Source organism: Streptomyces sp. NBC_01537, assembly GCF_045040445.1.
GTDB lineage: Bacteria > Actinomycetota > Actinomycetes > Streptomycetales > Streptomycetaceae > Actinacidiphila.
This window is the reverse complement of sequence record NZ_CP109392.1, coordinates 4,177,710-4,203,018: the sequence shown is the minus strand read 5'-3', so window position 1 is coordinate 4,203,018 and position 25,309 is coordinate 4,177,710. Positions and strand designations below refer to the sequence as shown.

The 25,309-nt window shown below is 73.1% G+C and carries 24 protein-coding genes; 11 read left to right on the top strand and 13 right to left on the bottom strand.

The window, feature by feature from the left end:
* Nucleotides 1–17 precede the first annotated feature (17 nt).
* From OG607_RS19330 to OG607_RS19295, 8 genes are all read right to left on the bottom strand, one after another.
* On the bottom strand, nt 18–1,382 hold the full coding sequence (locus OG607_RS19330; RefSeq protein WP_405724609.1) for an acetyl/propionyl/methylcrotonyl-CoA carboxylase subunit alpha: 1,365 nt from the start codon (nt 1,380–1,382) through the stop codon (nt 18–20).
* A gap of 5 nt (nt 1,383–1,387) precedes the next feature.
* The gene (locus tag OG607_RS19325; RefSeq protein WP_405724607.1) at nt 1,388–1,942 is read right to left on the bottom strand and encodes an acetyl-CoA carboxylase biotin carboxyl carrier protein; all 555 of its coding nucleotides are present in this window, start codon (nt 1,940–1,942) and stop codon (nt 1,388–1,390) included.
* Nucleotides 1,926–3,839 (bottom strand): carboxyltransferase subunit alpha, encoded by a 1,914-nt coding sequence (gene accA / locus OG607_RS19320; RefSeq protein WP_405724605.1) that lies wholly within the window; start codon nt 3,837–3,839, stop codon nt 1,926–1,928. The genes OG607_RS19325 and accA overlap by 17 nt, the downstream gene beginning before the upstream one ends.
* The gene (locus OG607_RS19315; RefSeq protein ID WP_405724603.1) at nt 3,839–4,192 is read right to left on the bottom strand and encodes a TcmI family type II polyketide cyclase; all 354 of its coding nucleotides are present in this window, start codon (nt 4,190–4,192) and stop codon (nt 3,839–3,841) included. Before OG607_RS19315 ends, accA begins: the two co-directional genes overlap by 1 nt.
* Nucleotides 4,189–4,449: an acyl carrier protein gene (locus OG607_RS19310; protein WP_405736901.1), complete on the bottom strand. Its 261-nt coding sequence runs from the start codon at nt 4,447–4,449 to the stop codon at nt 4,189–4,191. The genes OG607_RS19315 and OG607_RS19310 overlap by 4 nt, the downstream gene beginning before the upstream one ends.
* 8 nt (nt 4,450–4,457) lie before the next feature.
* Nucleotides 4,458–5,687: a ketosynthase chain-length factor gene (locus tag OG607_RS19305; protein ID WP_405724601.1), complete on the bottom strand. Its 1,230-nt coding sequence runs from the start codon at nt 5,685–5,687 to the stop codon at nt 4,458–4,460.
* Nucleotides 5,684–6,988, bottom strand: a complete 1,305-nt coding sequence (locus OG607_RS19300) for a beta-ketoacyl-[acyl-carrier-protein] synthase family protein (RefSeq protein WP_405724599.1) — start codon at nt 6,986–6,988, stop codon at nt 5,684–5,686. Before OG607_RS19300 ends, OG607_RS19305 begins: the two co-directional genes overlap by 4 nt.
* A 167-nt stretch (nt 6,989–7,155) precedes the next feature.
* On the bottom strand, nt 7,156–8,292 hold the full coding sequence (locus OG607_RS19295; protein ID WP_405724597.1) for a SchA/CurD-like domain-containing protein: 1,137 nt from the start codon (nt 8,290–8,292) through the stop codon (nt 7,156–7,158).
* 153 nt (nt 8,293–8,445) lie between these two features.
* On the opposite strand from OG607_RS19295, the gene OG607_RS19290 reads away from it, so the two are divergent.
* Nucleotides 8,446–10,083: an FAD-dependent oxidoreductase gene (locus OG607_RS19290; protein WP_405724595.1), complete on the top strand. Its 1,638-nt coding sequence runs from the start codon at nt 8,446–8,448 to the stop codon at nt 10,081–10,083.
* Between the two features lie 55 nt (nt 10,084–10,138).
* On the opposite strand, the gene OG607_RS19285 is transcribed toward OG607_RS19290, so the two are convergent.
* Nucleotides 10,139–11,257, bottom strand: a complete 1,119-nt coding sequence (locus OG607_RS19285; protein ID WP_405724593.1) for a threonine aldolase family protein — start codon at nt 11,255–11,257, stop codon at nt 10,139–10,141.
* A gap of 10 nt (nt 11,258–11,267) precedes the next feature.
* Nucleotides 11,268–11,705, bottom strand: a complete 438-nt coding sequence (arfB, locus tag OG607_RS19280) for an alternative ribosome rescue aminoacyl-tRNA hydrolase ArfB (protein ID WP_405736898.1) — start codon at nt 11,703–11,705, stop codon at nt 11,268–11,270.
* Nucleotides 11,706–11,844: 139 nt separating this feature from the next.
* On the opposite strand from arfB, the gene OG607_RS19275 reads away from it, so the two are divergent.
* From OG607_RS19275 to OG607_RS19260, 4 genes are all read left to right on the top strand, one after another.
* The gene (locus tag OG607_RS19275; protein WP_405724591.1) at nt 11,845–12,420 is read left to right on the top strand and encodes a TerD family protein; all 576 of its coding nucleotides are present in this window, start codon (nt 11,845–11,847) and stop codon (nt 12,418–12,420) included.
* Nucleotides 12,421–12,509: 89 nt separating this feature from the next.
* Nucleotides 12,510–13,004, top strand: coding sequence for a hypothetical protein (locus OG607_RS19270; protein WP_405724589.1), 495 nt, complete (start codon nt 12,510–12,512; stop codon nt 13,002–13,004).
* Nucleotides 13,005–13,113: 109 nt separating this feature from the next.
* A complete protein-coding gene (locus OG607_RS19265) occupies nt 13,114–14,100 on the top strand; it encodes a zinc-binding dehydrogenase (protein WP_405724587.1) in 987 nt (328 codons plus the stop codon).
* Nucleotides 14,101–14,383: 283 nt separating this feature from the next.
* Nucleotides 14,384–15,175, top strand: coding sequence for a triphosphoribosyl-dephospho-CoA synthase (locus tag OG607_RS19260; RefSeq protein WP_405724585.1), 792 nt, complete (start codon nt 14,384–14,386; stop codon nt 15,173–15,175).
* Nucleotides 15,176–15,177: 2 nt separating this feature from the next.
* Here the strand turns inward: OG607_RS19260 and OG607_RS19255 are convergent, their stop codons facing one another.
* From OG607_RS19255 to cdgB, 3 genes are all read right to left on the bottom strand, one after another.
* On the bottom strand, nt 15,178–15,861 hold the full coding sequence (locus OG607_RS19255) for a response regulator (protein ID WP_405724583.1): 684 nt from the start codon (nt 15,859–15,861) through the stop codon (nt 15,178–15,180).
* A 21-nt stretch (nt 15,862–15,882) separates the two neighbouring features.
* Entirely contained in the window at nt 15,883–17,082 is a 1,200-nt protein-coding gene (locus tag OG607_RS19250) for a sensor histidine kinase (protein ID WP_405724581.1), read from the bottom strand.
* A 133-nt stretch (nt 17,083–17,215) separates the two neighbouring features.
* Nucleotides 17,216–18,961, bottom strand: coding sequence for a diguanylate cyclase CdgB (gene cdgB, locus OG607_RS19245; protein ID WP_405724579.1), 1,746 nt, complete (start codon nt 18,959–18,961; stop codon nt 17,216–17,218).
* A gap of 419 nt (nt 18,962–19,380) precedes the next feature.
* Between cdgB and OG607_RS19240 the strand changes: the two genes are divergently transcribed.
* From OG607_RS19240 to OG607_RS19215, 6 genes are all read left to right on the top strand, one after another.
* Nucleotides 19,381–19,854, top strand: coding sequence for a flavin reductase family protein (locus OG607_RS19240; protein ID WP_405736895.1), 474 nt, complete (start codon nt 19,381–19,383; stop codon nt 19,852–19,854).
* Nucleotides 19,855–19,983: 129 nt separating this feature from the next.
* Entirely contained in the window at nt 19,984–20,898 is a 915-nt protein-coding gene (locus OG607_RS19235) for a Rossmann-like and DUF2520 domain-containing protein (protein WP_405724577.1), read from the top strand.
* Nucleotides 20,895–21,764 carry a pantoate--beta-alanine ligase gene (gene panC, locus OG607_RS19230; protein WP_405724575.1) on the top strand — a complete coding sequence of 290 codons (870 nt, stop codon included), beginning with the start codon at nt 20,895–20,897 and terminating at the stop codon, nt 21,762–21,764. Before OG607_RS19235 ends, panC begins: the two co-directional genes overlap by 4 nt.
* The gene (locus OG607_RS19225; RefSeq protein WP_405724573.1) at nt 21,761–23,491 is read left to right on the top strand and encodes an L-aspartate oxidase; all 1,731 of its coding nucleotides are present in this window, start codon (nt 21,761–21,763) and stop codon (nt 23,489–23,491) included. Before panC ends, OG607_RS19225 begins: the two co-directional genes overlap by 4 nt.
* Nucleotides 23,488–24,474, top strand: a complete 987-nt coding sequence (gene nadC, locus OG607_RS19220; protein ID WP_405724571.1) for a carboxylating nicotinate-nucleotide diphosphorylase — start codon at nt 23,488–23,490, stop codon at nt 24,472–24,474. Before OG607_RS19225 ends, nadC begins: the two co-directional genes overlap by 4 nt.
* Complete coding sequence (locus OG607_RS19215; protein ID WP_405724569.1) at nt 24,474–25,274, top strand: type III pantothenate kinase; 801 nt, start codon at nt 24,474–24,476, stop codon at nt 25,272–25,274. Before nadC ends, OG607_RS19215 begins: the two co-directional genes overlap by 1 nt.
* Nucleotides 25,275–25,309 lie beyond the last annotated feature (35 nt).

Genomic DNA, 25,309 nt, shown 5'->3' with positions numbered 1-25,309 from the left:
GCGGCGGCCGAGGGGGATCAGCCCTCCTCGGCCGCCACCATGCCGCCCACCAGCGAAGTCGTATGGCCGGCAGCCCTGAATGCCGGGTTGCCGAGCACCGTACGGAGGAAATCCTTCGTCGTACGGACGCCCTCCCCAGCCACCCGGAACTCCTCCAGCGCCCGGTCCGCCCGCGCGAGCGCGCGCTCGCGGTCGGGCGCCCATGCGCACACCTTCGCGAGCAGCGAGTCGTAGTCCGGCCCGACCCGCCATCCGGCGAAGGCATGGGTGTCGACGCGTACGAAGGGACCGCCCGGCGGCGTGAACTCCGTGAGAAGCCCGGGCGTGGGAGCGAAGTCCCGGGCCGGGTCCTCCGCGTTGACGCGGCATTCGAGGGCGACGCCGCGCGGGCGGATGTCGTCCTGGCCGAAGGAGAGCGGGAGGCCGGCGGCGATGAGGATCTGCTCGCGGACGAGGTCGATGCCGGTGACGAGTTCGGTGACGGGGTGTTCGACCTGGAGGCGGCAGTTGACCTCCATGAGGTGGAAGTCCTGCTCAGGGGCCGGGGAGACCACGAATTCAAAGGTCCCCGCGCCCTCGTAGCCCACGGCGAGCGCGCCGCGCACCGCGGCCTCGCACATGGCGGTACGGAGCCTGGGCGGCAGATTGGGCGCGGGGGACTCCTCGATGAGCTTCTGGTGGCGCCGCTGGACGGAGCAGTCGCGCTCGCCGAGATGGACGGCGGCGCCATGCGCGTCGCAGAGCACCTGGACCTCGATGTGGCGGGCGTTCTCGACGTAGCGCTCCAGGTAAAGCCGGTCGTCGCCGAAGACCGCGCGGGCGTGCGCGCGGGTGGCGGCGTACGCGGTGAGCAGGTCGTCGGAACCGCGTACGACGGCCATGCCGCGGCCTCCGCCGCCTGCGACGGCCTTGAGGATGACGGGGTAGCCGGTCTGCTGGGCGGTCTCCTTCGCATCGGCGGGGGAGGACAGGGGACCTGCCGAGCCGGGGAGGACGGGGAGGCCGGCGGCGGCCATGAGGGCACGGCAGGCGGCCTTGTCGCCGAGCCGGGCGATGACGGAGGGGGCGGGGCCGATGAAGGTGATGCCGTTCGAGGCGCAGACCTCGGCGAAGTCGGCGTCCTCGGACAGGAAGCCGTAGCCGGGGTGGATGGCCTGCGCGCCGGTGCGGCGGGCGGCCTCGATGAGGGCGGGGATGCTGAGATAGCTGGCCTTGGCCGGGGGCGGGCCGATGTGCACGGCCTCATCGGCCAGGCGTACGACGGCCGAGTCACGGTCGGCGGTGGAGTGGACGGCGACGGTGCGGATGCCCAGCTCCCGGCAGGTCCGGGCGACGCGGAGCGCGATCTCGCCCCGGTTGGCGATCAGGACGGTGGAGAACACGGCGGTCACCCCTCGGCGGTCGGCTCGGGCGGCTGAGGCGGCTCCAGCGGCTCCAGGACGATGAGCCGCTGCTGGTATTCGACGGGGTGCGCGTCCGGCACGAGGACCTCCACCACCCGCCCCGCGCGGTCGGCCTCGATCGTGCTCATCATCTTCATGACCTCCAGCACGCCCACCGGCTGGCCGGGGCGGACGAGGTCGCCGACGGCCACGTACGGGGGCGCCCCGGGCTCGGGGGAGTGGTAGAAGGTGCCGACGGTCGGGGCGCAGAGGCAGTGGGTTGCCGATGCTTCGGTCGCCGGTGCGCTTGCCGGTGCGCTTGGCTGTGTCGTCGGCTCCGGCCGGCGCTGCTCCTCCTGCGGCCACTCGATCTCGACGGAGATCTGCCCATGCTGCAGCTTGATGCGCTGAGGTGGCTTCGGCGCGGACTTCGCGAGCTCGGTCGCGCTCCGGCAGACCGAGTCCAGGGCGGAATGAACGGTGGGAGGGGCGGGGCGGGCGTCGCCGTTGAGGGCTTTCGGCGGGACGCGGTCCGTTTTCTTGTCACTGTTGATCGTCATGGTGCTTCCTCTGGTCCGAAGCGGTCAGTCCGAAGCGGTGGAATCGGTCCCGGCGCTCGGCGAGCAGCCGTTCGGGCCCGTACGGGAGCAGCTCTTCGAACGCCGCCGTCACCGCCTCGCTCAGCAGCGTCGCCGCCGCCGCGTGGTCGGTGTGCGCGCCGCCGGGCGGTTCGGGGACCACGCCGTCGACGATGCCGAGGCGGGCCAGGTCTCCGGCAGTCATGCGCAGCGCGGTCGCCGCGGTGGGGGCGGCCGCGGGGTCCTTCCACAAAATCGCGGCGCATCCTTCAGGGCTGATGACCGAGTAGACGCCGTTCGCGCTGATCAGTACCCGGTCGGCCACCGCGAGGGCCAGGGCGCCTCCGCTGCCGCCCTCGCCCGTGATCACGGCCACGACGGGAACGGGGAGCTGGGACATCAGGCGCAGGTTCTCCGCGATGGCGTAGGCCTGGCCGCCCGCCTCGGCCTCCGGGCCCGGGTTCGCCCCCGGCGTGTCGATCAGCGTGAGGAGCGGGAGCCTCAGCTTGGCCGCCATGCGCATGAGGCGCGCGGCCTTCCGGTAGCCGGGCGGCGTGGCCATCCCGAAGTGATGGCCCTGGCGTGCGGCGAGGGAGGGGCCGCCCTTGTGGTGGCCGATGAACATGAGGGGGCGGCCGCTGCCGGCCAGGCGGGCGGGGCCGCCGATGATCGCCGGGCAGTCGGCGGTCAGGCGATCGCCGTGCAGGGACTGGAAGTCCTCCAGGATGTGCGCGGCGTAGTCGGCGGCGGTGGGCCGGTCCGGGTGCCGGGCGAGGCGTACGGCCTGCCACGCCGTGTCGCGATCGGAGGGGAGATCCCCCACCCCGTCCCTTCCCACTGCATCCGATATGCGGCTGGCGCCGCGTGCCGGGCTCCGCCCGGACCCGCCGGGGGCAAGCCCCCGGACCCCCGAACGCCCTCCGGGCGTGTCCTCAAACGCCGGACGGGCTGAATTTCCCACCGGGTTGTGGGCAGGCGTTCCGCATGGCGGAACGGGTGGGCACAAACCGGCCACGGACCCGCAGGTGTCATCGCTCCCCGAGCGGGGTCCAACGGGCGAACCAACCCGCAGAAGACGCCCGAGCGTGGCCCGTAGCGCCGCACGCGGGACGACGTCGTCGAGCAGCCCCCGCCCGAGGAGGAACTCCGCCGTCTGAAAACCCTCCGGCAGGGACTGCCGGGTCGTCTGCTCGATGACCCGGGGCCCGGCGAAGCCGAGCCGCGCGCCGGGCTCGGCGAGGAGGACGTCCGGAAGGGTGGCGAAGGAGGCGGCGACGCCGCCGTACGTGGGGTCGGTGATGAGGGAGATCGTGAGGAGGCCGGCGGCGTCGAGGTCGGCGAGGGCCTGGGCGGTCTTGGCCATCTGCATGAGGGAGAGGGCGCCCTCCTGCATGCGCGCGCCGCCCGACGCGGTGACGAGGAGCAGCGGATGCCGCATGCGCAGGGCGGCATGCGCGGCGGCCTCCACCTGGGCGCCGACGGCGCAGCCGAGGCTGCCGCCGAGGAAGCGGAAGTCCATGGCGGCGACGACAACCGGCCGTTGCTCGATGGCGCCGCGCGCGCAGAGCACGGCCTCGTCGAGCCCGGTCGCGGCGCGGGCCGCCAGCAGCCGTTCCACGTACGGCTTGGTGTCGGTGAAGCCGAGCGGATCCCGCAGCGGTCCTGGGGCGCAGGCGAGCGGGACCGCCGACCCCGGGTCCAGGAGCTGCGCCAGCCGCTGCGCGGCCGTGAGGCGGGCGTGGGTGCCGCAGTCGGGGCAGACACGCAGCGCGCGGGCGAAGCGCCTGCCGTAGTGGAGGGCGGCGCAGTGCTCGCAGCGCACCCACTCGGGGTCGGCCGGATCAGTGGCGGCGGGCGGCCGTTCGTCGGTGATCGCCATCAGTCATCGCGCTCCCAGCGGTAGAACTCCACGGCCATGGCGTCCTTGGGCTCGCGCCAGGTGGCGGGGTCGTAGGGCTGGACGAAGGCGGCGAGGCGGTCGCTGATCTCGCGGAAGGCGGGATGGCCGGCGTGGCGGGCGACTTCTGGGCCGGGGGGCTGGTCGGCCTCGACGAGGTGGACGTAGACATCGCCGAACTGGAAGAGGCTGCGGCCGCGGACGCCGATGAGGCCGGGCAGTTCGCCCTGGTCGGACTCGGCGAAGACCTCGGCGATCCGGGCCGCGGACGCGGGCTGCATGCGCGCGATGATCAACGTGCGGTGCGAAAGCGTGCGGTGCGAAGGGGAGGTCATATGACACCTGCCTTCAGCGACGCGTTGACGGCATCCATGAAGGCCCCCGGCGTCTTGCAGGAGTCGGCCTCACCGGCGATCGTGACGCCCCGGCGGTTCTCCAGTTCGGCGACGATGCCGAGCAGGCCGAGGGAGTCGAGTCCGTACTCGGCGAAGGGGGTGTCGGGGCCGGCGGCGAGCCGCTGGGGGTCGGCGGTGATGCCGGCGCTGGACTTCATGAGGGCGGCAAGCTCGTCGTAGGTCAGTTCGTTGCTGATCTCGGTGCTCATTTTGTGTACTCCTTCACTACAAGGGCCGCGTTGGAGCCCATGAGGCCGCGGCTGAGGACCAGCGCGGCACGCAGTCGGCCGACCGCCCGGGCCCGGCCGGTGACCAGGTCGATGCCGAGGTCGTCGAGGACCTCGGTGACCTGCGGGGTGGGGGGTACGGTGCCGTGCTCCAGGGCGAGCACGGCGGCCGCGGTGTCGAGCACGGGCCCGCCGCAGTAGGCGCGTCCGGTGCCGGTCTTGGGGGCGGTGACGGGGACGCCGTGGGGGCCGAAGACGGCGGCGATGGCCTCCGCCTCGGCGCGGTCGGCGTCGGGGGTGCCCAGGGCGTCGGCGAAGACGACATCGATGTCGGACGGCGCGAGCCCGGCCTCCTGCAGGGCGCCGCCGATCGCGCGCACCAGGCCTTCCCGGGACTCCGCCCAGCGCGAGGCTCCGGTGAAGGTGGCGGCGTGCCCGGCGATGACGGCCCGGGGCCGCGCGCCACGCGCAAGGGCGTGTTCGGCGTCCTCGACGACGAGCATGGCGCCGCCCTCGGCCGGAGAGAAGCCGCATGCGCGTGCCGTGAAAGGCTGGTAGGCCCGTTCGGGGTCCGCCGCCAGGCTCAGCTCCGCGTAGCCGAGCTGGCACACCCCCGAATACGGCGCGAGCGGGGCCTCGGCGGCGCCGACGACGACGGCGCGGGTGCCGGTGTCGGGGCGGGCGAGGTTACGGCAGGCGTGGCCGATGGCGTCCAGACCGCCGGCCTCGTCGCTGGCGACGACCCCGCAGGGGCCCTTGAAGCCGCCGCGGATGGAGATCTGGCCGGTGCTGGCCGCGTAGAACCAGGCGATGGACTGGTACGGGCCCACATAGTGCGGCCCCTGCCCCCACAGCCGCTGCAGCTCGCGCTGGCCGAACTCGCCGCCGCCCGAACCGGCGGCGGTGACGACGCCGACGGCGAACGGGTCGTCCGGATCGGCCGTCAGGCGGGCGTCGGCCAGCGCCAGGTCGGCCGCCGCCATGGCGAAGTGCGTGAAGCGGTCGGTCTGGACGACGAAGCGCTCCTCGATGGCGGCCGTGGCGTCGAAGCCGCGCACCTCGCCCGCGATGCGCAGCGGCAGGTCCAGGCAGCCCTCGCGGGTGACCCGGTCCAGGACGCTGACGCCTTCGCGGGTGGCCTTCCAGAAGGCCTCGGTGCCGATGCCGTTGGGGGCGACGACCCCGATTCCGGTGATCACACTGGTCATGACCGGCTGCCCTCCGCTCGGTTCAGTACGACGGCGGACTGGAAGCCGCCGAAGCCGCTGCCCACCGACAGCACCGTCCGCAGCCGCGCCTCGCGGGCCGTGCGGGGGACGTAGTCCAGGTCGCACTCCGGGTCCGGGGTCTCGTAGTTGGCGGTGGGCGGGACCACGCCGTGCGCGAGCGCGAGTGTGCAGGCGGCCAGTTCGATCGCGCCGATCGCGCCCAGGGAATGGCCGACCATGGACTTGATGGAGCTCATGGGCGTCGAGTAGGCGTGCGCGCCGAGCGAGCGCTTGACGGCGGCCGTCTCGTGGCGGTCGTTCTGCTTGGTGCCGGAGCCGTGCGCGTTGACGTAGTCGATGCCGGTGGCGTCCAGGCGGGCATGGGCCAGGGCGCGGTCGATGGCCTCGGACATCTCCATGCCCTCGGTCGTCAGACCGGTCATGTGGTACGCGTTCCCGTACGTGGCATAGCCCCTGACCTCGCAGTAGACCGTGGCGCCCCGGGCCCTCGCGTGTTCCAGGTCCTCCAGTACGAGGACCGCGCCGCCCTCGCCCATGACGAAGCCGTCGCGGTTGGCGTCGAAGGGGCGGGAGGCGTGGGCGGGATCGTCGTTGTTGGCGGAGGTGGCCTTGATGGCGTCGAAGCAGGCCACCGTGATCGGGGAGATCGGCGAGTCCGACGCGCCCGCCAGGACGATGTCGGCGCGGCCCTCCTCGATCGCGTGGAAGGCGTAGCCGACCGCGTCCAGGCCCGATGTGCAGCCGGTGGAGACGGTCTGCACGGGGCCGCGGGCACCGTGCCGCTCCGCGATCTCGGAGGCCAGCGCGCTGGGCGCGAAGGCCCGGTGCAGGTGCGGGTCCGCCCGCCGGTGGTCGACGTCCCAGCGGGCACCGCGCTCGCTGACGAGCACGTAGTCCCGCTCCAGGCGGGTGGTGCCGCCGACCGCGGTGCCGAGGGAGACGCCGATCCGCCAGGGGTCCTCGCGGTCCAGGTCGAGCCCGGAGTCGCGGACCGCCTCGTCGGCAGCCGCGAGCGCGAACTGGACGTAGCGGTCCGCGCGTTCGGCGTCGGCCGGGGTGAGTCCGGCCGCCGCCGGGTCGAAGTCGCACTCGGCGGCGATCCGGGAGCGGAAGCCCGTGGGGTCGAAGAGGGTGATGCCACGGGTCGCCGTACGTCCGGCGGTCAGCAGGTCCCAGAAGGCGGGGACCCCCACGCCGCCAGGGGCGACGACACCGGCTCCGGTGACCGCCACCCGGCGTGCGGGGAACCGGGAAGTGCCGGCCCGGGAATTACTGGCCATGGTTGCCTCCTCCAGCCGGTGGCTGCCGGTGCCGCGTGGCGCCTGTCGGCGCCGGCCCGTGGCGGCCGCCGGTGTCCGTCGGGTCGCTCCAAGGCGGGTCTCAGGGCGGGTCTCAGGGCGGGTGTCAGGGCGGTTCATCGATCGTCACCCCCGCCATTTCGCGCCGGTCAGTGCGGCGGCCCCGGCTGCCGGTGGCCCGCGGCCTCGTCCTCGGGGGCGCGGCGGTCGGTGACCATGCGCATGTCGTGGTCGGCCAGGAACCGCTTGATCCCCTGCTCGTCCGTCAGGTTCACGGACTCGTCCAGCAGGCGGCTGAACATGCCCGCCTTGTGCGGCCCGGCCGCGGCCACGGCGGCCAGCGGCGCCTCCTCGAGCGGCACGCGCAGGTCGACCAGCCGTACGACGAGGTCCTCGCGCAGGAAGACCGTGCTGCCCGCCACCGGGCTCGCCGGGTCGTCCGACGCGCTCTCGTCCTGCCGGGCCAGCAGCCTGGCCAGCGCCTGGCCGCAGCCGTCCTTGGCCGGGTAGAACAACGCGTGCCTGCGCAAAGGCCCTCCGGGGTCCCGGCGCGCCGCCACATGGTGCACGGCCGGCAGCGCGGCCCGCGCGAAGAACTCCCGCGCCGAGTGCGGGTCGCTCAGGTCCCGGTCCACCTCCAGGTACGGGTTGATGGCCTCCTCGACCGCCCGCACCTCCGGCTGCACCGCCACGTGCCGCAGCGCCTTCACCAGCTCGCCGCGCACCTCCACGGCCCGCACGACCCGGTTGCCGTGCATGAACAAGGACGTCCTGCGCAGCGAGGTCGTGTCATCGACCCGCGCCTGAGGCGATGTGTAGCCGGCCAGGATCTCCGCGACCTTCGCCTCGGAGCCCGGCTTCACGGTGAAGGTGATCGCGTGCCGGACCACGCCGTCGCCGATGCGCGGCGTGGTCTGCAGGTCACCGGTCCGCGCGCCGCCGCGTACGCGCGTCTCGCGCAGGACGCCGAAGCGCAGGGAACGCGTGTCGCGCACGCAGCCGTGCAGCGGCTCGACCATCTCCAGGTGCGCCGGGCTGTCCACCCACGCGAGGAAGGTCAGCGCGCTCTCCCACTCGCTGGTGATCAGCCACTGCGAGGGGTTCTCGATGGACTGGCACAGCTGGTCGCTGATATGCCCGGGAACGGCCGCCACACGGTGGCACATCTGGTCGTACGCTTCGAGCAGCCGCTGCTCGGCGCCGTCCTCGACCTCCAGGAGGAGAACGACGCGGGTACGGGAGCCGTCCAGCGCGGACTGCGAGACCTTTTCGACCGGCGGAGTCATGGTGCACCTCATCCTTACGGGATCCTGACGAGCGTGTCCGTCGTCCACTGATCGTGGTTCGGTGAGCCGGATGGGGCGAGATATGTGATCCGCTCGGGTGAATCGCGAAAATGTCGCTCCCGCATCGGGCCCGCATCGGGCAATGAGCTGGCTATGACCACAAAGGCCGACGACCGGGTTCCGGTCCTCATCGTGGGCGGCTCCCTCGTCGGGCTCTCCGCCTCCCTCTTCCTGGCCCGCCTCGGGGTCCCCCACCTTCTCGTCGAGAAGCATCCGGGCACCTCCATCCACCCCCGCGGCCGCGGCAACAACCTCCGCACCATGGAGCTGATGCGCACCGCCGGCGCCGAGCCGCTGATCCGCGAGGCCGCCTCGGTCCTGGCCGGCAACCACGGCATCCTGCAGGCCGCCTCACTGGTCGACGCCGAGGCGGAATGGCTGTTCCGCGAGATCGACCCGGGCGGCAAGCTGTCCCGGATCAGCCCCTCCGGGTGGTGCCTGTGCAGCCAGAACGACCTGGAGCCGGTGCTGCTGGAGTACGCGCGGGAGCTGGGCGGCGACATCCGCTTCTCCACGGAGCTGCTCGGGTTCGAGCAGTCCGACGACGGTGTCGTGGCGCAGCTGCTGGACCGCGAGAGCGGCGAACGGCGAACGGTCACCGCCGACTACCTGATCGCCGCCGACGGCCCGCGCAGCCCCGTACGCGAGGCCCTGGGGATCGGCCAGACCGGGCGCGGCGAGCTCTTCCACAACGTCAGCGTCACCTTCCGCGCCAAGCGGCTCGCCGAGGCGGTCGGCGACCGCCTCTTCATCGCCTGCTACCTCACCGACCCGGCGGCGGACGGCGTCCTGCTGCCCGTCGACAACGCCGAGAACTGGGTCTTCCACGCCCCCTGGCACCCCGAACAGGACGAAACCCTGGAGGACTTCACCGACGAGCGCTGCGCCGCCCACATCCGCGCCGCCGTCGGCCTGCCCGAGCTGGAGATCGAGATCACCGGCAAGGCCCCCTGGCACGCCGCCGAGCGTGTCGCCGACCGCTACGGGGCGGGCCGGGTCCTGCTCGCCGGCGACTCCGCCCACGAGATGTCCCCGACCGGCGCCTTCGGCTCCAACACCGGCATCCAGGACGCGCACAACCTCGCCTGGAAGCTCGCCGCCGTGCTGGGCGGCTGGGCCGGACCCGCGCTCCTCGACACGTACGAGCAGGAGCGCCGCCCCGTCGCCGTAGCGACCGGCGAGCGGGCCTCCGCCCGTTCCGCCGAGCACCGCCACCCCGGCTACGCGCCGCCGCCCACCGGCGGCCCCCAGAAGAACGTCATGGCCGTCGCCCTCGGCTACCGCTACCCCGACGGCGCCGTCGTCGGCGCCGACCCCGGACTCCCCGTCGTCCCCGAGTCCTTCCGCCCCACCGGCGAGCCCGGCACCCGCGCGCCCCACATCTGGGTGACCGACGCCGGCGGCGTCCGCCGCTCCACGCTCGACCTCTACGAGCGCGCCCCCGTCCTCCTCGTCGGCACCGGCGACGCCGCCGCCGACTGGCACGCGGCGGCACGGTCCGCCGCCGACCGGCTGGGTGTGCCGCTGGCGGTGTACCGGGTCGGCTTCGGCGCCGACGCCCACCTGGTCCCGGAGCCGGAGGCCGACTGGGCCGCGCTCCACGGCGTGACGGAGGGCGGGGCCGTCCTCGTCCGGCCCGACGGGTTTGTGGCCTGGCGTGCGGCCGAGCTTCCCTCGGACCCGGAGGGCTGGCTGGTGGACGTGCTGGGGGCGGTGCTTCGGCTGGGGTGACGGGGACACCCGAACGCCCTTCGGGCGTGTCCTCAAACGCCGGACGGGCTGAATATCAGCCCAGGTAGGTCAGGAAGTCGGCCACCCCGATGGCCACATCCTCCGGCGTCCACTCCAGCGCGGACGCCGCGACCGTGACCTCGGTCATCGCGAGCCCCGGCGCCCCGCCCACGTCGAACCACTTCCCGAAGACGGCCGTCTTCGTCTCCTCGGCCTGCCGCACCCCCGCCTCGTTCAGGGCCTCCGCAGACGCGGCCAGCCAGACCTGGAACTGGTGGGTGTACGGGGTCTCGGGGTTCACCCGGAAGTACGGCACGGACCCTCGCAGCGCGCCCCCCAGGGCCGCCGCCACGACCTTCGCGTGGGCGACGTACTCCGGCAGCCGGGGCAGTTCGTGGTCGAGGCCGTGCAGAGCGGAGAGCACGGCGGGCCACTGCTGGAAGAGCAGGCCCCCGTAGCGGTGCCGCCAGGCCTTCGCCTCGGCGATGAAGTCGGCGGGACCGCCGAGAGCGGCGCCGGAGATGCCCTCCAGGGACTTGTAGAAGGAGACGTAGACGCTGTCGGCGAGGGCGGCGATCTCTGGCAGGGAGTGGCCGAAGTGCGGCGGGCACTCCCACAGCCGGGCGCCGTCGAAGTGGACGACGGCGTCGCGCTCGCGGGCGGCGGCGACGGTGGCGGTCAGGCCGTCCCAGGTGGGCAGGATGAAACCCGCGTCGCGCAGGGGCAGTTCGAGCATCAGGGTGCCGAAGGGCTCGTCGAAGTCGTGGATCTCGTCCGCGTCCGGGAGCCGCTGCTCGGTGGTGGGGTGAACCGTGCGCAGGCCGGTGAGGGTGGAGAGCGCGCTGCGCTCGTGCGTTTCGGGGTGGGCGAGGGGGTGGAGCGCGACCGTGGGGTTGCCGGTACGGCCGGCCCAGCAGCGCAGGGCGACCTGCTGGGCCATGGTGCCGGTGGGGAAGAAGGCGGCGCCCTTCGTGCCGAGCAGCTCGGCGACCCGCCGTTCCAGCTCGGCGACGACCCCGTCCCCGTAGAAGTCCGCAGGGGCGTCCAGGCCGTCGTACGCGGTGAGCGGGGCGAGCCGCTCGCGCATCGACTTGGGCCTGCCGGAGCACAGCACACGGTCGCAGTCGCGTAGGGCGGCCAGCCGGCGCGCCTTGAACTCTTCCTCGTTGTCCATGCTCAACCCCTCATGCCCAGTCCTTGCCGGATCGGCCGCGCTTGGTGTCGGCACGGCGCTTCTTGTGCTGCAGGCGGCGCTCGTTGATGCCCCGGGGGATACGGGTCGTGCGGCGCGCCTTCGGCGGGGGCGCGGTGGCCTCCGCCAGCAGGGACGCGAGGCGGGCGGCGGCGGTCTCGCGGTTGCGCCACTGGGAGCGGTGCTCGGAGGCGCGTACGGAGACGAAGCCGCCGACGAGGCGGGAGGCGAGCGCGGCCAGAGCGCGCTCCTTCCACACCGGCGGGAGGCATTCGGTGTTCGCGAGGTCGAAGCGGAGCTCGACCTGGCTGTCGGTGGTGTTGACGTGCTGACCGCCGGGCCCGGAGGACCGCGAGAAACGCCACAGGAGTTCGGTCTCCGGGACGGAGACCGAACCGCGGATGAGAAGGGGCCCGGACATGTGTCCCATGATCCCGGTTTCGGGCCCCACGCGTCACACGGTTTTTGGCCGTGTGTCTGTGTAACGGAACCATGCGGTGCCCTGACCGCGTTAGGGCGGGTAAAGGTAGCGTCGGTCGCAACAACCGGCATCACGGAGGGGCATTCCCATGGCTGTAAGCCTGTCCAAGGGCGGCAACGTCTCGCTCACCAAGGAAGCACCGGGCCTGACGGCCGTCACGGTCGGCCTCGGCTGGGACGTCCGTACCACCACGGGCACCGACTTCGACCTGGACGCGAGTGCGATCGCGCTCAACCAGACCGGCAAGGTCTACTCGGACGGCCACTTCGTCTTCTTCAACAACAAGACCTCCCCGGACCAGACCATCGTCCACACCGGCGACAACCGCACCGGCGAGGGCGCGGGCGACGACGAGGCGATCAACGTCAACCTGGCCGGCCTCCCCGCCGACGTCGACAAGATCGTCTTCCCGGTCTCCATCTACGACGGCGAGACCCGCAGCCAGAACTTCGGCCAGGTGCGGAACGCGTACATCCGCATCATCAACCAGGCCGGCGGCGCCGAGATCGCCCGCTACGACCTCAGCGAGGACGCCGCCACCGAGACCGCCATGGTCTTCGGCGAGCTCTACCGCAACGGCGCGGAGTGGAAGTTCCGCGCGGTCGGCCAGGGCTACGCGTCCGGCCTGGTCGGCATCGCGACCGACTTCGGTGTGAACCTCTGACGTAGGCGCTCGTCCAGGCAGGCCCCGGTCCGTGCGGTACGGACCGGGGCCTGCCTGCGTTCCCCGTCGCACGTGACACCATCGGCGGCGTGATCGATATCGGCTACTCGCTCTCCCGCCGCTTCCCGGACCCGCCCCAGACGGACTACCGAACCGCGGACACGCGCGCGCTGCGCCACGATCTCTTCTGCGGCGACGTCTACCTGGCGGATGTGAAGGCCGACCGCGAGCTGTCCACAGCCTGGGGATGGGTGCCGGTGCTGGACTTCGCGTGGGCGCTGTGCGACATCGTCGAGCGGATCGACCGCGACCCGATGGGCAGCCGGGCCGCGCGGCCGCAGTACGCCGAGCTGGACTTCACGGAGTCCACCGACCGGCTGCGCTTCGAGCGGCGCTTCGGCTGGGTGGACGTCACCGCGGACTGGGCGCCGGACGATCCGCCGCTGGCGTTCAACCACACGGCGCTGCGCCGCGAGGCGCGCGACTTCCTGCAGGACCTGGTCGCGGATCTGTCGGACACGCATGACGGGCTGGACGCGAACCCGGTGATCTGGGAGCTGCTGACGCGCTTCCCGCGGCTGTGACCCGGACACCTCGGCCCGAAACACCTTGACCTGAAGTCTGGTTGAGGTTGCAGGCTGGGCCCGGTACGCGATCGCCGCCCACGCCCGCCCACCCGCCGAGGAGCCCGCCGTGCACGCCATCCGCCTCCACGCCTTCGGCCCGGCCGAGAACCTCCGCTTCGAGAAGACCGAGGACCCCGAGCCCGGTCCCGGCCAGGTCCGGATCGCCGTCGAGGCGGCCGGGGTGCACGTCATCGACACCGCCATCCGCTCCGGCAACCCCAAGGGCCCTTACCCACTGCCCGAGCTGCCCACCATCCCCGGGCGGGAGGTCGCCGGGACGGTCGACGCGCTGGGCGAGGGCGTCGGACCCGAGTGGCTCGGCCGCCGGGTGGCCGCCCACCTGGGCATGGTCCCCGGCGGCTACGCCGAGCTGGCCGTCACCGGCACCGGGCAGCTGCATGTCCTGCCGGACGGGCTGGACTTCGCCGAGGCCGTCGCCCTGGTCGGCACCGGCCGTACGGCGATGGGCATCCTGCGCCTGGCGCGGCTGGGCGGGGACGACATCGTGGTCGTCACGGCCGCCGCCGGTGGCATCGGCAGCCTGCTGGTGCAGGCCGCCCGCAACCTCGGCGCCACCGTCCTCGGCCTCGCGGGTGGCCCGGAGAAGACCGGCCGCGCGCTCGCCCTCGGCGCCGACGCCGCCGTCGACTACACGTCCGACGGCTGGACGGACCTCGCCCGCGCCGCACTCGACGGCCGTCCCGCGACGGTGGTGCTCGACGGCGTCGGCGGTGACCTCGGGCGCGGGGCCGTCGATCTGCTGGGCCCGGGCGGCCGCCACCTCGTCCACGGCTGGGCATCCGGCGGCCCACTGGAACCGGCCCCCGACGAGCTTGCCGCCCGTGGCATCACCTCCGAGGTCGCGCTCGGCCCGTCCATGCTGCGGGCGGCCGGCCCGGACGGCCTGCGCGGCCTGGAGGACGCCGCCCTGGCCGAGACGGCGGCGGGACGGCTGACGCCCGTCGTCCAGCGGTTCCCGCTGGCCGAGGCGGCCGCCGCGCACGCGGCCCTCGAAGGGCGCCGCACGATGGGCAAGGTGGTTCTGATCCCTTAGGGCCTGTCCGGCGGCTGCGGTCGACGTGCCGCCGGCGCGGCGTGGCCGTGGCGTCGCGTGCCCTGGCACCAGCGCTCGCCGAGTTGTCGTCGGTCAACGACGCTCCGCGTCGCTTCCCTCCTCCGCCTTGCGATCACAGGCACCGCAGAGACATCAGCCGCTGGCGCGGCAGGCCGCTTCTTCACCCACGGAGATCCGCCGGACAGGCCCCAGAGCCCTCGGGGCGACCGCAGTCTTCGGCTTCCACAGCGGTGGCACAGCTTCCGCCGCTACGCTCCCGCCCATGCCGCTCGCCAACGCCGCCGTACAAGCGATCGTCGACGAAGTCGAGTTGTCGGGTGTACCCGGCCGCGACCCCGATCCGGATCCCGGCGACGCGCGCTGGGCGGCCAAGTCCCTGCTCCCCGGCTTCGAGGCGATGGCCGACGCCGCCCGCCGCATCGGCGAGCCCACCGTGGAACTGCGCGAGGAACTCGGCGCGATCGGCCGCAGCACCGAGTGGACGGCGACCCGCGCCGGCTGCGGCGTACGCATTCACCGCGGCGCCACCTGGGCCGTCGGCCTTCTCGTGGCCGCCGCCGCGCTGGAACTCCCGCAGGCCGACGCCCACACGATCCTCGCCTCCGCCAAGCGCCTCGGGGGCCTGCGCGACCGCCGCGCCCCGCTGCGCCCCTCGCGCGGCTCGGCCGCCTCCACGACCTACGGCGCGGCCGGCGCCCGCGGCGAGGCGCGGGCCGGCTTCCCCCATGTGAAGCGGGCCCTGGCCGCGCTGCGCACGTCGCGCCATGCCGGGGCGGACGAACCGGTGGCCAGACTGGACGCGCTGCTCGCGATCATGTCCTCGCTCCAGGACACGACCCTGCTGCACGCCGCCGGGCCGACCGTGCTGCGGATGGTCAAGCAGCACGCCCGCGAGGCCGTCGAGGCGGGCGGCGCGGCCACGGCCGAAGGGCGGGCCATCCTGGTCACCCTCGACGGCGAACTGCGCGAGCGGAGCCTCACCGCGGCCGGCAGCTCGTCGCTGCTCGCGGCGACGTTCTTCCTGGACGGCCTGCGCGTGCCGGTTCCGCGCTGAATTCAGCTCCCGCTGCCCGCCCGCACCAGCCCGGTCTCGTACGCCAGCACCACCGCCTGCACGCGGTCCCGCAGGTCGAGCTTGGTGAGGATGCGGCCGACGTGGGTCTTGACGGTCGCCTCGGACAGCACCAGCTTGCGCGCGATCTCGCCGTTCGACAGGCCCTGTGCGACCAGCAGCAGCACTTCCCGCTCCCGCTCGGTCAGCCGGTCGATTCCCGCCGCGCCGGGCGTGGCGGAGGAGCTGGGCAGCATGGGGGTGAAGCGGTCGAGGAGGCGGCGGGTCGTGCTCGGGGCGACGACGGCGTCGCCGCTGTGGACGGAGCGGATCGCGGCGAGCAGCTCGCCGGGCGGTACGTCCTTGAGCATGAAGCCGCTGGCACCGGCCTTGAGCGCGGAGAAGGCGTACTCGTCCAGGTCGAAGGTGGTCAGGATCAGCACGCGCGGGCCGTTCTCCCGGTCCTTGCCCTCGCCGCAGATCTGCCGGGTCGCCTCGACCCCGTCCATCCTCGGCATGCGCACATCCATCAGCACCACGTCCACCTTGGTGGCCCGCAGCACCTCCACGGCCTCCGCGCCGTCGCCCGCCTCCGCGACGACCTCCATGTCGGGCTGGGCCTGCAGCACCATACGGAATCCGGTGCGCAGCAGCGCCTGGTCGTCGACGAGCATTACGCGGATCGCCATGGTGCTCGGGTCCTCTTTCCTTTAACGGGTGGTCTTGACGGGAAGTACGGCGCTGATCCGGAAACCGCCGCCAGGCCGGGGCCCGGCGTCCAGCGTTCCGCTGACCATGCCGACGCGCTCGCGCATGCCGATCAGCCCCTGGCCGAGGCCGTCCTCGCCGCCGTCCTCGAACAGCTCGTGCTGCGCGCCGCGCCCGTCGTCCTCGATCAGCAGCGCCAGCTCGCTGTCGCCGAAGGAGAGCCGCACGGTGGCGCTCACCTCCGGGCCGCCGTGCTTGCGCGTGTTGGTCAGTGCCTCCTGCACGATCCGGTACGCGGTGAGCTCCACCCCGCTGGGCAGCGGGCGCGCCTCGCCCGCCACGTCGAACCGCACCGGCAGCCCGGCTCCCCGGACCTGCTCTATGAGGTCGGCCAGCTGGTCGACGCCGGGCTGGGGGACGTACTCCCCGCCCGCGTCGTCGTTGCTGCGCAGCAGGCCCAGCAGCCGGCGCATCTCGGCGAGCGCCTGCCGCCCGGTCGAGGAGATGGTCTCCAGGGCCTGCTTGGCCTGCTCGGGGGAGGCGTCCAGTACATACGCGGCGCCGTCCGCCTGCACGACCATCACCGACACGTTGTGCGCGACGACATCGTGCAGCTCGCGGGCGATCCGGGCCCGCTCGGCCGCGACCGCCGCCTTGGACTGCGCCTCGCGCTCGCGCTGGAGGCGGGCGGCGCGCTCCTCCAGCTGGGCGTAGTACGCCCGCCGCGTGCGCAGGCTGTCCCCGATCACCCAGGCGAGCGCGAAGGGGACGGTCAGGAAGACCATGGCGACGAGATTGCCCCAGTGCCCCTCGCCCTCGCTCGGCCAGCGCAGGGTCGCGACCGGGGACGCGCACAGCCCGACGACGAGCGCCAGCCGGGAGGCCCCGCCGGACCCCTGCGCGGCGACGGTGTAGACGATCACGAGCATCGCGAAGTCGCCGGGGTTGATCGGCACATCGGCCGCGATCTGGACCACGCCCGTCACGATCGCGAGCAGCAGCATCCAGTCCGGCGCCCGGCGGCGCAGCGCGACGACGAGGGACAGCGCGAAGGCGGCCACGATGGCCCCGGCGACCGCTGAGCCGGGGGAATACAGCTCCTCCGAGGTGATCCACATGGCGGAGAGCCCGAGCAGCATGACGGCCCAGAAGCTGTCGACGCCGGTCGGATGCCTGCGGAAAAAATCGTAGAGACGCTGCACGTAACCCAGCGTATGCACGCCGGACCGGTGCGGGAGTCAGCCAGCAGAGCGATCTGCCCTACTCCGCAGGGTGGACCCCGGGGGAACGGGCGTTCGGGCCGGGCAGGCCCTGGGGCTCTACGGCTCCAGGGCCCTAGCCCGCGCGGCGGTGGCTGCGGTTGCCGTTCGCGTTCCGGTTGTCGGGCCGGTTGTCGGGACGCTTGCCGGACCGGCCGTCCGGCCGGCCGTCGCCGCGCCGGTCGCTGCCGTCGTCCTCGGTGCGGGGGCGGCCGGCGGACCGGGAGCGCTTCTCGACGTACATGCGCTGGTCGGCGGACTTCAGGACCTCGTCGGCCGTCATGCCGCAGCCCGCCCAGCCGATGCCGAAGCTGGCCCCGACCTTCACCGAGCGGCCGTCGACCCGGATGGGCGGGATGATCGCGTTGCGCAGGCGGACCGCGAGATCCTCCGCGTCGTCATGCGCAAGGCCGTCCGCGAGCACCACGAACTCGTCGCCGCCGAGCCGGGCGACGGTGTCGCCGTCCCGCACGACGCTGGACAGCCGCCGGGCGACCTCGATGAGCACGGCGTCGCCCGTGTGGTGCCCGTGGCGGTCGTTGATCAGCTTGAAGCCGTCCAGGTCGCAGAAGAGCACGGCGAGCCCCTTGCCGCCGCTGTCTCCCCCGGCGGAGCTCTCCGGGGAGATGGCGTGGGTGTGGTGGTCCCGGCCGGCGAGCGGGGCGGCGATCTCGTCGGGGCCGTAGCCATAGCCGTAGCTGTACGCGTCCACGTTGTCGGCGGCCGCGGTGTCCTGCGGCTGGGAGCAGAGCCGGCCGGCCAGCCGCGTGCGCAGCTCGGCGCTGTTGGGCAGCCCGGTGAGCGAGTCGTGGCTGGCCCGGTGGGCCAGCGTCAGCTCGCGGCTCTTGCGCTCCTCGATGTCCTCGACGTGCGTGAGGAGGAAGCGCGGCCCGTCGGCGGTGTCGGCGACCACCGAATTGCGCAGCGAGACCCAGACATACGTGCCGTCGCGGCGCGACAGGCGCAGCTCGGCCCGGCCGCCCTCGGCGCTGGTGCGCAGCAGCAGGCCGACGTCCTCCGGATGCACCAGGTCGGAGAAGGAGTACCTGCGCATGACGGCCGCCGGCCTGCCCAGCAGCCGGCACAGCGCGTCGTTGGCGCGTACGACCTTGCCGTGCTGGTCGCCGCCCATCTCGGCGATGGCCATGCCGCTGGGCGCGTACTCGAAGGCCTGCCGGAAGCTCTCCTCGCTGGCGCGCAGGGCCTGCTGCTCCCGCTCCAGGCGGACCAGGGCGCGCTGCATGTTGGCACGTAGACGCGCGTTGCTGATGGCGATGGCGGCCTGGAAGGCGTACATCTGCAGGGCCTCGCGGCCCCAGGGGCCGGGGTGGCGGCCGTTGGCGGGCTTGTCGACGGAGATGACGCCGATCAGCTCGCCGCCGCCGGCGGGGGAGGCGTACATCGGGGCGTAGAGCCGGTCGCCGGGGTGCCATTCGTCGGGGAAGCGGGGCGGCGGGCCCTCGGTGTACCACTGGGGCACGTCGTCGCCGTCCAGGACCCAGCCCTCGACGTGCGGTATGAAGCGCAGCGTGCCCCAGTGCTGGGCCATGTTGAGCCGGCGGTCCCAGGAAGCGCGGGAGCCGACCCGGCCGGCCATCAGCGCTTCGGCGGGAGCGCTGCCCGAGACGGCGGCGACGACGAGGTCTCCGTCCGCGCGGACGAGGTTGACCACGGCGATCTCGAAGCCGAGGCCCTTCACGACGCCGTCGGTCACGGCCTGGAGGGTGTCGGCGAGACTGCGCGCGGTGTTGAGCTCTGCCACGACCTGGTACACCTGCTGCAGGGTGGCGAGGCGGACGTAAGGCTCCGACTCGGTGTCCATCGCTCTCCCCGAGCCCTCGACAGCAACTCCTGAGACTGCTTGTGACTGCTGATTGCAAGCTTCGCTTCCGGTTCTCATCGCAACTGAATCACAGCGAGCAGTTCGGCCGGTACACAGGGTCAACAATTCATGCCTGCTGTGACTCAAGTCACAGGCGTTTGTCATATCTTGACTACAGAGGGTGTAGCTTTACGGGTCGATCCCTTCACCTACTGAACACAATTGATCGGTTCTGGCTGTGGAAAAGTCCGGGGAGAGTCCGGGTCCTAGGACTTCCTGCCGCCCGCTCTCGGTCCTGGGGCCGATGCGGCCGCCGCGGTGCCCCGGCTAGCGTTCCTGCCGTGTTCCAGCATCCTGAGACCGTGGACCGGTCCGCTCCCGCCACCCCGCCCGTCGACCCCGAGGCATTCCGCGCCGCTATGGCCCGCCTCGCGGGGGGTGTCGTCCTGGTGAGCGCGCACGACCCGGAGGACGGCCCGCGCGGCGAGGACGTCGGCATGACGGCCACCGCCTTCATGTCCGTGTCCCTCGAACCACCTCTGGTCCTGGTCAGCCTGCGCGAGGGCTCGCGCATGGACGAGGTGCTGGAGCGGCAGGGCCGCTGGGCGGTCTCCGTGCTGAGCGAGAGCCAGCGGCACATCGCCGGGCGCTTCGCCATGCGCGGCCGGATCAGCGACCGGCTGCTCTTCGAGGACATCGCGTACTACCGGGGCGAGCTGTCCGGCGCCCCGATACTCGGCGGGGCGCTCGCGGTCCTGGAGTGCGAGACGGAACAGCGGGTGCCGGCCGGGGACCACACCCTGGTCATCGCCCGCGTACTGAGCGCGGAGACGCCGAGCGCGGAGGGCGGCCCGCTTGCCTACTTCCGGGGCCGCTACCGATTCCTGGCCTGAAGCGGTCCAGAACGGCCGGAAAGAGCCGGAAAGGGCCTGAGCGACTGGCAGGCGGCCGGAAACACTCCCGTAGCATGAAGCCGTACGTCCGGTACCCCGCGAGGACTGGAACGGAAGGCCAGCACGAGCGTGAACGCATCGCACACACCCTCCGACGCCGAGGCGCGCCCCGCCCGCCTCACTGTCGGCGTCGTCGGCACGGGCCGGGTCGGCCCCGCGCTGGCCGCTGCCCTCGCCCTGGCCGGGCACCACCCCGTAGCCGCCTCCGGCGTCTCCGACACCTCCCGCCGCCGCGCCGCCAACCTCCTGCCCGACGTCCCCCTCGTCGAGCCCGCCCAGGTGCTGGCCAAGGCCGAGCTGGTGCTCCTCACGGTGCCCGACGACGCCCTCCCCGGACTGGTCTCCGGCCTCGCCGAGACCGGCGCCGTACGCCCCGGCCAGCTGCTCGTGCACACCTCCGGGCGGTACGGCGTCGGCGTCCTGGAACCCGCCCTGCGCGCAGGCGCGCTTCCGCTCGCGCTGCACCCCGCCATGACCTTCACCGGCACCTCGGTCGACGTCCAGCGGCTCGCCGGCTGCTCCTTCGGCGTCACCGCCCCCTACGAGCTGCGCATGGCCGCCGAAGCCCTCGTCATCGAGATGGGCGGCGAGCCCGAATGGATCGAGGAGTCCGCCCGCCCGCTCTACCACGCGGGCCTCGCCATCGGCTCCAACCACCTCGTCACCCTCGTCGCCCAGTCCATCGAACTCCTGCGCGCCTCCGGCGTCTCCGAGCCCGGCCGCATGCTCGGCCCCCTCCTCGGCGCCGCCCTCGACAACGCCCTGCGCTCCGGCGACGCCGCCCTGACCGGCCCGGTGGCGCGCGGCGACGCGGGCACGGTCGCCGCGCACCTGGTGGAGCTGCGCAAGCACTCGCCCCAGGCCGTCGCCTCGTACCTCGCGATGGCCCGCGCGACGGCCGACCGGGCGCTGGCCAACGGGATGCTGAAGCCGGAGCTGGCGGTGGCGCTGCTGGACGTGCTGCGCGACGAGGGGGAGCGGTGACCGTACACCTGCCGGCAACGGCCGGGGAACTGCGCCGGGCCGCGCGGGACGGCCGCACCAGGGCCGTCGTCATGACCATGGGCGCCCTCCACGAGGGCCACGCCACCTTGATCCGTACGGCGCGGCAGCATGCGGGCGACGACGGCGAGGTGGTCGTCACCGTCTTCGTCAACCCCCTCCAGTTCGGCCCGAACGAGGACCTCGACCGCTACCCCCGCACCCTTGAGGCGGACCTCAAGCTCGCCGAGCAGGCCGGAGCGGACGTGGTGTTCGCCCCTTCCGCCGACGAGGTCTACCCGGGCGGCGAGCCCCAGGTCCGCATCACCGCGGGCCCGATGGGCGGGCGCTACGAGGGCGCGTCCCGCCCCGGCCACTTCGACGGGATGCTCACCGTCGTCGCCAAGCTGCTGCACCTCACCCAGCCGGATGTCGCCTTCTACGGCCAGAAGGACGCCCAGCAGCTCGCCCTGATCCGCCGCATGGCGGCCGACCTCAACTTCCCGGTCGAGATCGTGGGCGTACCCACCGTCCGAGAGGGCGACGGAGTCGCCCTCTCCAGCCGTAACCGCTACCTGTCGGACGCCGAGCGGGTGACCGCCCGTGAGCTGTCCCGCGCGCTGTTCACGGCGGCACAGGCCGTCCCGCGCGGCCCCCGGGCCGTCCTGCGCGCCGCGCGCGCGATCCTGGACGACGCCGCGCGGATGGAGCCCCCGATCGCCCTCGACTACGTCGCCCTGATCGACCCCCGCGACTTCACCGACGCCGCACCGGACCACACCGGCCCGGCCGTGCTCGCCGTGGCGGCCAAGGTCGGCACGACGCGCCTTATCGACAACATCCCCCTGGAGTTCGGAGGCGCCGCGTGAACGGCACCGTGCCCGCCATACCGTCGGCCACCTCGACCGGTATCACCCTGCACGCCCCCGCGCCCGGCTGGACGCACGAGGCCGATGTCGTGGTCGTCGGCTCGGGCGTGGCCGGCCTTACCGTGGCGCTGCGCTGCGCGGCCGCGGGCGAACGCGTCACGGTGGTCACGAAGGCCCGCCTCGACGACGGCTCGACCCGCTGGGCGCAGGGCGGCATAGCGGCCGCGCTCGGCGACGGGGACACCCCCGCCCAGCACGAGGACGACACGCTGGTCGCGGGCGCGGGCATGTGCGACCACGAAGCGGTCCGGATCCTGGTCACCGAGGGCCCGGACGCCGTACGCCGGCTGATCGCGACCGGTGCGCAGTTCGACACGGCGCCGGAGAGCGGCGAGATCCTGCTGACCCGGGAGGGCGGCCACCACCGCCGCCGGATCGCGCACGCGGGCGGCGACGCGACGGGCGCGGAGATCTCGCGCGCCCTGATAGAGGCGGTCCGGGCCGCCGGTATCGAGTTCATCGAGAACGCGCTCGTCCTGGACCTGCTCACCGACGCCGGGGGCCGCACCGCCGGCGTCACCCTGCACGTCATGGGCGAGGGCCAGCGCGACGGAGTGGGCGCGGTCCGCGCGAAGGCCGTCGTCCTGGCGACCGGCGGCATGGGCCAGGTCTTCAGCGCCACCACGAACCCGGCCGTGTCCACCGGCGACGGAGTCGCCCTTGCCCTGCGCGCGGGGGCGGAGGTCTCGGACCTGGAATTCGTCCAGTTCCACCCCACCGTGCTGTTCCTCGGCCGGGACGCCGAGGGCCAGCAGCCGCTGGTCTCGGAGGCGGTGCGCGGCGAGGGCGCGTATCTCGTCGACGCGGACGGCGTGCGGTTCATGCAGGGGCAGCACGAGCTGGCCGAGCTGGCCCCGCGCGACATCGTCGCGAAGGGCATCATGCGCCGCATGCGCGAGCAGGGCACCGAGCACATGTATCTCGACGCCCGCCACTTCGGCGCCGACATGTGGGAGCACCGCTTCCCGACCATCCTCGCCGCCTGCCGGGCGAACGGCATCGACCCGGTGACCGAGCCCATCCCGGTGGCGCCCGCCGCGCACTACGCCTCCGGCGGTGTGCGCACCGACCTGCGGGGCCGCACCACCGTGCCGGGCCTGTACGCCTGCGGGGAGGTCGCCTGCACCGGGGTGCACGGCGCGAACCGCCTGGCCTCCAACTCGCTCCTCGAAGGCCTGGTCTTCGCGGAGCGCATCGCGGCCGACATCACCGCCGACCCCCAGTCCCCCGGCGAGCCGGTGATCCCGGACCCGAGCACCTTCCCGCTGCTGTCCTACGAGACCCGGTTCGAGATCCAGCGCGTCATGACGCGGGGCGCGGGCGTCCTGCGCAGCGCGGACAGCCTGCGGCAGGCGGCCACCGCCCTGGAGGGGCTGTACGACAAGGCCGTGGACGAGCTGGAGCGGGACGGCAAGACCGCCGAGCCGTGCGTGGAGACCTGGGAGGCGTCCAACCTCCTCCTCGTCGCCCGGGTGCTGGTCGCCGCCGCGAGCCGCCGCGAGGAGACCCGCGGCTGCCACTGGCGCGAGGACCGCCCGGACCGCGACGACGCGGCCTGGCGCCGCCACCTGGTCGTACGCCTGACCCCCGGGCGCACGTTGGCCGTGAGCACCACCGATACGGCAGACTTCCCGCTCACCCGCCCCGAAACGGAGCAGCACTCATGAGCACGCCCGAACTTCCCCTCCTCCCGCCTGAGCAGACGGCCGGGGGGTGCGGCGACGACTGCGGCTGCGCAGGCGGCTCCGAGGAGGCGTACGAGTGCGGCCTGGACCCCGCGCTCGCCCAGCTCCTCGCCGACGCCGGGCTCGACCCGATCGAGGTCGAGGACATCGCGAACATGGCGATCGCCGAGGACCTGGACGGCGGCGTGGACGTCACGACCGTGGCCACCGTCCCCGAGGACGCCGTCGCGACCGGCGACTTCACCGCCCGCGAGGCGGGCGTGGTGTCCGGCCTGCGCGTCGCCGAGGCGATCCTGTCCGTGGTCTGCACCGACGAGTTCGAGGTCGAGCGCCACGTCGAGGACGGCGACCGGGTCGAGGCCGACCAGGTGCTGCTCTCCGTACGCTCCCGCACCCGCGACCTGCTGACCGGCGAGCGCAGCGCGCTCAACCTGCTCTGCCGCCTGTCCGGCATCGCCACCGCGACCCGCGCGTGGACGGACGCCCTGGAGGGCACCAAGGCCCGCGTACGCGACACGCGCAAGACGACTCCCGGCCTGCGCGCGCTGGAAAAGTACGCGGTGCGCTGCGGCGGCGGCGTCAACCACCGCATGTCGCTGTCCGACGCCGCCCTCGTCAAGGACAACCACGTGATCGCGGCGGGCGGCGTGGCCAACGCCTTCAAGGCCGTCCGCGAGGAGTTCCCCGACCTGGACATCGAGGTCGAGGTCGACACCCTCCACCAGGTCCGCGAGGTCCTGGACGCGGGTGCCGACCTGATCCTGCTGGACAACTTCACCCCCGCCGAGACCGAGGAGGCCGTCGCCCTGGTCGCCGGCCGGGCCGCCCTGGAGTCCTCCGGCCGCCTCACCCTCGCCAACGCCCGCGCGTACGCCGAGACCGGTGTGGACTACCTGGCGGTCGGAGGCCTCACCCACTCCTCCCCGATCCTCGACATCGGCCTCGATCTCCGTACGGGTAACTGATGCTCCTCACCATCGACGTCGGCAACACCCACACCGTCCTCGGGCTCTTCGACGGTGAGGACATCGTCGAGCACTGGCGCATCTCCACCGACCAGCGCCGTACCGCCGACGAGATCGCCGTCCTCCTCAACGGCCTCATGGGCATGCACCCGCTGCTCGGCGAGGAGCTCGGCGACGGCATCGACGGCATCGCCATCTGCTCCACCGTGCCCTCCGTCCTGCACGAGATGCGCGAGGTCACCCGCCGCTACTACGGCGACGTCCCCGCCGTCCTCGTCGAGCCCGGCGTCAAGACCGGCATCCCCGTCCTCACCGACAACCCCAAGGAAGTCGGCTCCGACCGGGTCATCAACTCCGCCGCCGCCGTCCACCTGTACGGCGGCCCCTGCATCGTCGTCGACTTCGGCACCGCCACCACCTTCGACGCCGTCACCGCCCGCGGCGAGTACGCGGGCGGAGCCATCGCCCCCGGCATCGAGATCTCCGTCGACGCCCTCGGCGCCCGCGGCGCGCAGCTGCGCAAGGTCGAGCTCACCCGCCCCCGCAGCGTCATCGGCAAGAACACCATCGAGGCCATGCAGTCCGGCATCCTGTACGGCTTCGCCGGCCAGGTCGACGGCGTCGCCGAGCGCATGGCCCGCGAGCTCGCCGACGACCCCGACGACGTCACCGTCATCGCCACCGGCGGCCTTGCGACCCTGGTCCTCGGCGAGTCCACCACCATCGACGTCCACGAGCCCTGGCTCACGCTGATCGGCCTGCGCCTGGTCTACGAGCGCAACGTGGCCACGACGACGTAGCGAATGCAGGACGGGCCACGGCACGCCGGGCATAT